This is a genomic window from Pseudovibrio sp. POLY-S9, from assembly GCF_001431305.1.
Taxonomy (GTDB): Bacteria; Pseudomonadota; Alphaproteobacteria; order Rhizobiales; family Stappiaceae; genus Pseudovibrio.
Genome location: NZ_LCWX01000239.1, coordinates 30129 through 39007 on the forward strand (window position 1 = coordinate 30129; position 8879 = coordinate 39007).

At 51.0% G+C, this 8879-nt stretch carries 9 protein-coding genes and 1 pseudogene; 1 reads left to right on the forward strand and 9 read right to left on the reverse strand.

Annotated elements, in window-relative coordinates; translation table 11 throughout:
* The 9 genes from PPL9_RS33785 to rpsB form a co-directional block, all read right to left on the reverse strand.
* Positions 1-526 (reverse strand): POTRA domain-containing protein (locus PPL9_RS33785; RefSeq protein WP_280139081.1); only part of this gene is annotated, 526 nt, incomplete at its 3' end.
* Positions 527-727: 201 nt separating this feature from the next.
* Complete coding sequence (gene rseP / locus PPL9_RS26505) at positions 728-1864, reverse strand: RIP metalloprotease RseP (RefSeq protein WP_057465526.1); 1137 nt, start codon at positions 1862-1864, stop codon at positions 728-730.
* A 39-nt stretch (positions 1865-1903) separates the two neighbouring features.
* Entirely contained in the window at positions 1904-3076 is a 1173-nt protein-coding gene (dxr, locus tag PPL9_RS26510) for a 1-deoxy-D-xylulose-5-phosphate reductoisomerase (RefSeq protein WP_057465528.1), read from the reverse strand.
* A gap of 56 nt (positions 3077-3132) precedes the next feature.
* Positions 3133-4023 carry a phosphatidate cytidylyltransferase gene (locus PPL9_RS26515; RefSeq protein WP_057465530.1) on the reverse strand — a complete coding sequence of 297 codons (891 nt, stop codon included), beginning with the start codon at positions 4021-4023 and terminating at the stop codon, positions 3133-3135.
* Positions 4023-4796, reverse strand: coding sequence for an isoprenyl transferase (locus PPL9_RS26520; protein WP_057465532.1), 774 nt, complete (start codon positions 4794-4796; stop codon positions 4023-4025). The genes PPL9_RS26515 and PPL9_RS26520 overlap by 1 nt, the downstream gene beginning before the upstream one ends.
* A 23-nt stretch (positions 4797-4819) precedes the next feature.
* A complete protein-coding gene (frr, locus tag PPL9_RS26525; protein ID WP_057465533.1) occupies positions 4820-5377 on the reverse strand; it encodes a ribosome recycling factor in 558 nt (185 codons plus the stop codon).
* A gap of 97 nt (positions 5378-5474) precedes the next feature.
* A complete protein-coding gene (gene pyrH, locus PPL9_RS26530) occupies positions 5475-6194 on the reverse strand; it encodes a UMP kinase (RefSeq protein WP_057465535.1) in 720 nt (239 codons plus the stop codon).
* A gap of 65 nt (positions 6195-6259) precedes the next feature.
* On the reverse strand, positions 6260-7183 hold the full coding sequence (gene tsf, locus PPL9_RS26535) for a translation elongation factor Ts (RefSeq protein WP_057465537.1): 924 nt from the start codon (positions 7181-7183) through the stop codon (positions 6260-6262).
* 171 nt (positions 7184-7354) lie between these two features.
* Positions 7355-8152, reverse strand: coding sequence for a 30S ribosomal protein S2 (rpsB, locus tag PPL9_RS26540; RefSeq protein ID WP_057465538.1), 798 nt, complete (start codon positions 8150-8152; stop codon positions 7355-7357).
* Between the two features lie 357 nt (positions 8153-8509).
* Between rpsB and PPL9_RS33790 the strand changes: the two are divergent.
* Positions 8510-8879: pseudogene (locus PPL9_RS33790) on the forward strand (hypothetical protein); the annotation flags it as partial.

Genomic DNA, 8879 nt, shown 5'->3' on the forward strand with positions numbered 1-8879 from the left:
CCACACGGTTATTAGCGCGCTCAATAATCTTCGGCTCAACAGACGCACGATAGCGACCGGAGCGACGATAAGCCTCCAGAAGGTTCTGAGCATCAGACTGAACACGCGCTCGTGTCAGCATGGACCGCTCAGAAGAACGAACAACTGACTGCAGAGCTTCGTCCTTCAGTCGCTTGTTACCCTCAAAGGAGATTTTGCCGATAACTGGATTTTCTTTAACATCAACAACAAGAGTGCCGCCGCGTTGCTCGATGGAAACATCAGCAAACAAACCAGTCGCATAAAGCGTGGTCAGACTCTCGTCGATATCAATTGCAGAAAACGATTTTCCTGGACGGATAGTCAGGTAGTTGCGAACTGTTTCGCTTTCGATGCGCGTTGCACCGTTAACGACAATCTTGTTAACCACCGCGGCCTCGGCAATCCCTGCTCCGATAAACGGAACACCAACCGGAGCAACTGTACTAGTAGCTGCAACGGCCATTGCCAAAAGCGACACACGTGACAGGTTCTTAAATGACTGCATAGAACTGCTATGCCTTTTATTTTCAGCCTAAAGTTGCATTAGTCCCCTGATCCTCAGATCACTAATGCGCCTCAGGGTAATGGATAGAATCTGAAACACCTAGGAACTTTGTACAAGGTTTTCAGAGTAAAGCAAGGCGACACAACTGGATTTAATGCAATTTGCCCAATCCTTTGCCCAAGCTTTGGTTACGCAACTTACCTAAGAGCCGATTATCGACCGCAGATCATTCCAGGTCGCAAAAACCATTAGAAGCAGAACCAGAGTGATTCCTATCCGGAACCCGAAATCCTGCAGTTTTTCACTCAACGGCTTACCCCTTACAATCTCGATGATGTAGTACAGCAGATGCCCGCCATCCAGCATGGGAACAGGCATAAGGTTGAGTAAACCAATAGAAATTGACAAAACTGCGGTAAGGTTAATTAGCGGTAAAATACCATGGGTCGCAACTTGCCCGGAAATTTGCGCTATGCGAATCGGACCACCTAGTTGGTCCGGATCTTCTTTACCGAGGAAAAGATCGCCAATATAACCTAATGTCCTATCAAGAATATACCATGTCTCTTTTACCCCTTCACCCACGGCTTCCACCGGGCCAAAACGCTTGACTATGATATCTTCCTGAGAAGTATTTCGCTGAATTCCAAGAATTCCAACCTTCTGCGTATTCCCAAAACCATCACTGATTTCCTGCAGTTCCGGCGTTGCAGTAAGGCGCTCAACAGCATCCCCGCGCTCCACATCGACCTGCATCGGAACGCCCGCACTCGCCGTCACGACCCGCTGCACATCATTGAAACTTTCTACTGGATTGCCATCAATCGAGAGGATCAAATCCCCTGGCAAAATGCCGGCCATTTCAGCCGCACTACCAGGTCGCACCTGATCCACACGTGGCAATGTTTCGAATTTTCCTAAAAATCCAAACATTCCTGCAAAGATAAGAATAGCGAGGATAAAATTGGCAATAGGCCCTGCGGCCACAATTGCGGAGCGCTGCCATGGGTTCTTCGCAAAGAACGCAGTCCGGCGCATCTCCTCATCCATTTTGGCTTGCTCATCACGGTCTGGCACGCTTGCAGCATTCTCATCACCTGAGAACTTCACATAGCCACCCAGCGGAATGGCACAGACCTTCCAGCGCGTCCCATGCTTGTCATTGCGACCCAACAGTTCCGGTCCAAACCCGACTGAGAATGCAAGAACCTTCACCCCGCACCAACGCGCGACGAGGAAATGCCCTAGCTCATGGAAGAAAACAACCACAGTAAGCACAGCCAAGAAGGGAATGATGACTCCGAGCGAACCACCAAGAACTGAACTCAGAACGTCCATGCGAACAGCCTTACCTTATTTTTTAAAGGAAGCGCCGGATTAGGCGGCCATCTTCCCAATAACTTCGTTTGCAACTCGACGCGCTACCTGATCCAACTGAAGAATCTCCTCCAGCTGATCTGAACAATCTAGCATATTTTGCGTATGAAGCCGATTCAGAACATCCTCAAGAAGCTCTGGGATCTGGAGGAAGCCGATCTTCCGTCCAAGGAAGGCTTCCACCGCCACTTCGTCAGCTGCGTTAAAAATCGTCCCTGCCCCATCGCCAAGTTCCATCACTTTACGTGCAAGTGACAGCGCAGGAAAACGCTCAAAATCAGGCTTTTCAAAGTCCAGACGCCCAATCATCCCCAGATCAAGATCCGCAACCGGAGCCGTCTTTCGGGTTGGGTATGCCAGACAATGAGCAATTGGCCCGCACATGTCCGGAACCGCCATATGGGCCAATAATGACCCATCACAATATCTAACCATGCCATGGACAATTGATTGTGGATGGACAACCACATCCAGCTGATCAGCGGTAATAGGGAACAGATGATAGGCCTCAATCAGCTCAAGACCTTTGTTCACCATCGAAGCACTATCAATGGTAATCCGCCGCCCCATGGACCAGTTTGGATGCTTCAGCGCCACCTCAGGAGTCGCAACACGCATCTCATCCAGTGTCGATGTCCGGAACGGTCCACCGGAAGCTGTGACAATCACTTTGTCGACAGCTTTGGGGTCATCCTGCTCAAACACCTGAAAAATCGCATTATGCTCTGAATCCATCGGCAGCAGTTTGGAACCATGCCTTTCAGCCAGCTCACACACAATCGTGCCTGCACACACCATGGTTTCTTTGTTGGCAAGAGCGATATTGCTGCCTGCCTTGATCCCCTCAATGGTCGGCTCCAGTCCTGCGGCTCCCACCATGGCAGAAACCAACACATCCACCTTCTGGCTAGCCGCCTCCAGCACAGCCTCACGACCTGCAGAAACCTCAACGCCAGTACCGGCGAGTACTGCTTTAAGATCTTCGTATTTAGAGGCATCACCAATGACCGCACGCTTTGCACCAGTCTCCAGGCACGCCTTCGCAAGCGCATCAACATTGCGGCCTGCAACAAGTGCATTGACGTCATAACGCTCAGGGCTGTGCGCAATAACTTTGAGCGTACTGGCCCCAACCGATCCGGTTGCTCCCAACACAGTGAGAGATTTTGTCATATCAACAACCCTTGCAAATCAACAGAACCGTGGGCGAAGCACAAAAATCAGCAGTATCAGGATGCAAACAGCATCAACCCTGCATTTGGATCGAACAGCTGACCGCCAAACACTACACCAACCACATAGGCAAACACAGCGGCGGCGACAAGGCCATCAACGCGATCAAGCAGCCCACCATGTCCGGGAATAAGGCGACTGGAGTCTTTTACCTTAAAGCGGCGCTTCATGGAGCTTTCAAACAAATCTCCAAGCTGAGAGACTGCAGAAAGAACAACAGCAAGCCCAAAAGCCCAGACCAGCTGAGAACCACCAGCAACAGCAACAAAGCCCATTCCTAAAAGCGAAGAAAAGACCACGCCACCAATAGCACCGCTCCAGGTTTTGTTTGGAGAAACAGCAGGCCAAAGCTTAGGCCCGCCAAAGCTGCGGCCACACACATAGGCCGCAATATCGGTCCCCCAGACCACAAGAAAGAGATAGATAATGAAGAAAAGCCCTTCATCCCCTTCCCGCAGTGCAAGCAATGAGACAAAGGTCAGGCCAGCGTAAACGTAGCCCTCACTCACCCAGCGCGCCGTCCGGTCAAAACCGCCAGCACCGTAAAGTACCGCGGCGCCAGCAATCAGCGCTCCGGCAATCCAGAGCGGTTGCGCCTGAAAGTAACTAAAGCCAATGAAGAGGAGAAACAGATAGCCCAGCAGCACAACAGGTCGCTGAGTGTTTTGCAAAATGATCTTGTACCATTCCCAGTAAACAATCAGCATGCCAACAAGCACGAGGCCAGCAAACCAGAAGCCACCTGCCCATGTCAGCGCCAGCGCGACAGGAGCAAGAATAACTGCAGAAAGAGCGCGTACCAGCAAATCAGGATTTGCGTTTAGCACGCGCCGGATAATTCCTCCGGAAGCGCCTTCAGAATTGTTCTGATTGTTTTTGTCAGGCATTACGTCCCAGTCGCGTCAGAGCTCAAACCCCCATACCGCCGGTCACGGTTAGAGAACGCCAGCAAAGCATCATCAAAAGCATCTGAGTTAAACTCAGGCCAGGGCGTCGGAGCAAAATAAAATTCGGCATAAGCAGCCTGCCACAACAGGAAGTTGGAAAGTCTCTGCTCTCCCCCTGTGCGGACTATGAGGTCTGGATCCGGAATATCACGGGTATCCAGACAAGTGCTGACATCATCCTCCCCAATGTCAGCAGCTCTCAACTCACCAGCTTCCACGCGCTGCGCCAGTTGCCGTGCAGCTCGGACGAACTCGTCCCGCGCTCCGTAGTTAAAAGCAATAACCAGCACCAGCCCGGTACAATGAGCGGTCTCTCGTTCCGCATCATTAAGCAGGGTCAGCATGGATTTATCGAGATTTTCTTTGGACCCGATGACACGAACTCTCACATTAGTCTTGGTGAGTTCCTTAATGTCATCGCGTACAAACCGGCGCAGCAAGGCCAGCAGGAAAGAAACTTCCTGTTGCGGGCGCGCCCAGTTCTCAGAAGAAAAGCTAAAAAGCGTCAGGTAGGAGATCCCGCGCTTTTGTGCGTGTTTAACGGCTTCGCGCAGTGTTTTCACACCGCGCCGATGCCCTTCAGTACGCGGAAGGCCCCGGCGAGTTGCCCAACGGCCATTACCATCCATAATGATGGCGACGTGACGAGGCACACTCAAAAGTCCGATTTCGGAATTTGTATCAACTGCCTCAAATTCAACGCTCGCCGCCATATAGCCCCCGCTTGCAAACAGGATTAAACCTGCTTGATTTCCTGTTCTTTTTTGGCAAGTACAGAATCAACTTCACCAATAATGTCGTCAGTCATCTTCTGAACCCTGTCAGAAGCTGACCGCGCATCGTCTTCCCCCATCTCACCAGCTTTTTCGAGCTTTTTGATGGTTTCCATGCCATCGCGGCGCACATGACGTGCAGCGATCTTCGCTTGCTCGGCAAATTTATGCGCAACTTTGACAAGCTCTTGACGACGCTCTTCATTAAGCTCAGGAATTGGCAAACGCAGCACCATGCCATCCACAACCGGGTTCAGACCAAGGCTGGATTCACGGATAGCTTTTTCAGTGGCCTGCATCATGGAACGATCCCAGACCTGAACAGAAATCATGCGCGGCTCTGGAACACTGACTGTCGCGACCTGGTTGATCGGCATTGGAGCGCCATAAGCCTCCACAGTGATTGTGTCCAGCATACTTGCAGAAGCACGACCAGTACGAAGACCAGCAAATTCATGCTTCAAAGCTGTGATCGCACCATTCATGCGGCGGTCAAGATCGTCATAGTCCAGCTCTGACATAATTTCCTCTTTCACCTATCATTTTAACGGACCGGCATTCCAAAACGAAAACCGGCCCGGGTCAAAATCCGACAGTTAAGACACCAGCTGATGCCCGTTAGTCTTCAATGACCGTAAACAGCCCCTGCCCGCGCAGCACATTAACAAGCGCGCTGGAGGTCTTGATGGAAAAGACAACTACAGGAATAGAGTTGTCCCGGGCAAGTGCAATCGCGGTCGCATCCATGACTTTAAGGTTCTTTTCAAGAACTTCCCCCGGTGTAAGCGTGTCAAAACGCTTTGCATCAGGCTTAAGCTTAGGATCAGCGTCATAAACGCCATCAACACTGGTGCCCTTGAGGAACACATCACACTGCATCTCTGCCGCACGCAGTGCCGCACCAGAATCAGTGGTAAAGAACGGATTGCCCGTACCACCGGCAAACAGAATAACGTCCCCGTCTTCCATGTAACGCTCTGCGCCGCGCTGAGTAAAGCTCTCACAAATCGACGGCACCGGAACAGCGGAAAGCACACGCGCCTGAATACCTCGCTGACGAAGCGCATCGGCAAGCGTGAGCGAATTCATAATGGTTGCCAGCATACCCATATGGTCGCCGGTCACACGGTTAGCGCCTTTGGCTGCCAGAGCCACACCGCGGAAGATGTTACCGCCACCAACAACGATGCCGAACTGGGCACCCAGATTTACAGCCTCTGAAATTTCCGCTGCTACCCGTTCAACCACCTTTGGATCGATACCAAAGTCCTGGTCGCCCATCAGCGCTTCCCCTGAAAGTTTCAGAAGAACTCGTTTCCAGCGAACACCCTCAGACATAGTAAACCTCTTTTCATGCATCCAGATACAAAGAGGGCGTCGACTGAGTCGACGCCCTCAATAAATTAGTTACCAGCAGCAGCAGCAACTTCAGCTGCGAAGTCTGATTCTTCTTTTTCAATACCTTCACCAAGGGCGATGCGAACAAAGCCGGTGAGTTTGATTGGAGAACCGATTTCTTTAGCTGTTTCTTCAACGGCCTTCTCTACAGTCAGATCAGGGTTGATAACGAAAGACTGCTTAACCAGTGTAACTTCTTCATAGAACTTACGCAGGCGACCTTCAACCATCTTCTCGATGATGCTTTCAGGCTTACCAGACTCACGAGCCTGTTCCATGTAAACAGTGCGCTCACGCTCAACAGCGTCTGCATCCAGCTCGTCAGTGTTCAGTGCCATTGGGTTGGTCGCTGCAACGTGCATTGCAATCTGTTTACCCAAAGCTGCCAGCTTGTCTGCATCACCTGCAGATTCAAGAGCAACCAGAACACCGATTTTGCCAAGGCCTTCGCCAGCAGCGTTGTGCATGTAAGAAGCAACAACACCTTCAGAAACAGACAGACCAGCAGAACGACGAAGGGTCATGTTTTCACCGATGGTGCCAACAGCTTCCTTCAGTTCGCCTTCAACGCTCTTGTCAGAACCTGGGTAAGGTGCTGCAGCAAGCTTCTCAACGTCACCATCAACAGTAAGCGCGGTTGCAGCGATATCGCGAACCAGCTTCTGGAAGTTTTCGTTACGTGCAACGAAGTCTGTTTCGGAGTTAACCTCAACAACAACAGCTTTGTTGCCATCTGCAGCAACTGCAACAAGACCTTCAGCCGCAACACGGCCAGCCTTCTTAGCAGCCTTTGCAAGGCCTTTGGTACGCAGCCAGTCAACAGCTGCTTCCATATCACCGCCTGTTTCTTTCAGGGCAGCTTTACAATCCATCATGCCAGCACCGCTTGTTTCGCGGAGCTCTTTTACCATAGCAGCGGTAATGCTCATCGTACGCCTCATGGACGGGAGTGTGTCATAAAAAAATCAGAGGAAGCCGACTTCCCTGCGGATTCATCCGATTTATCGCATAGCGACCGTGACCCTTCGCAGTAAAAACAGACGAAAAATCACATAAAAACTGGAGGGGAAGCGCATAAATGCGCTTCCCGAGAGAAAACCTTAGCCTTCGCTCTTATCAGCTTCAGCTGCAGGAGCAGCTTCTTCAGCAAGAACAGGCTCTTCAAGGAGTTCTTCAGATTCGCCGAGATCGATACCCATAGAACCGGATGCGCGTGCGATGCCGTCAATAGCAGCGCGTGCGATCAGGTCTGTGTAAAGAGTAATTGCACGACCAGCATCATCGTTACCCGGTACAGGGTAAGTAATGCCATCTGGATCACAGTTGGAATCCAGGATCGCAGCAACCGGAATGCCCAGACGACGAGCTTCCTGAATTGCGTTAGCTTCGCGGTTGGTGTCGATAACAAAGATCAGGTCGGGAATACCGCCCATGTCTTTAATACCACCAAGGTTGCGCTCAAGCTTCTGACGCTCACGGTCAAGGAACAGACGCTCTTTTTTGGTCATGCGGTTCGCATCACCACCGTCGAGCAGCTCTTCAACTTTACGCAGACGCTGGATGGACTGAGAGATCGTCTTCCAGTTGGTCAGCATGCCGCCGAGCCAACGAGCGTTTACGTAGTACTGAGCAGAGTTGCGAGCAGCTTCTGCAACAGCTTCCTGAGCCTGGCGCTTGGTACCAACCAAAAGCACGCGACCACCAGCAGCAACAGTGTCAGACACAGCTTTAAGAGCCTGGTGCAGAAGCGGAACTGTCTGACCAAGATCAAGAATGTGAATGTTGTTGCGAACACCGAAGATGTAGTTGTTCATCTTTGGGTTCCAGCGGTGCTTCTGGTGACCAAAGTGGACGCCTGCTTCAAGAAGCTGACGCATAGTAAAATCAGGCAAAGCCATGCCTTTATTCTCCTTAGTTTTCCGGTTTAATCCTCCGCAGGGCAGCACAACCGTGCAACTCTCTAACCGGATGGAGCTCGCCACAAGGACAAACCCCGCCCTGCGTGCGGGATGGGGCGCTTATAGAACCCCTTTTCAAGAAGATCAAGCACTCAAGGATTAAGATCAACACATAGGCCCGAATTAGTAAAACAGATGCTCTCCAGCCCTGTTTGCACAACTCCAAATTTTATCATCTCTACCACAGCAACCAGACACCAAACCAAACTGTGGGTATGCGCATTACATATTAGTAATTCCGAAAAGTTATAGTTAACAAAACATCAACAAAATGACTCAATTCGGATACATTTTAAAATGGCACTAAACAAACTGATAGTAGCAGCACTTGTGGCTTTGACATTGGGTGGCTGCGCCAAAACCGTCAAGCTCTCGGACATTGATGCAAAGACGATCTCCAAATCCTCAGTAAAGCCCATCAAAAACCGACATGTGAGAGAAGGCCACATCAACACCCATGGCATCCAGCATGGTTTGCTGGGTATTGTTGTGACCACAGCCATGAATGCAGCCTCTGGCGCTTATGGCGAGATGGCCTCCATTCCCGCAGCGAAGCACGATCCACAAACCGCCATGCGCGACCGGTTAACCAAATATCTGCAGAGCACCCACAAGTTCCGCTTTAAGGGCACGATCAAGGGCCCATATAGCAAACCGACCATCAGCG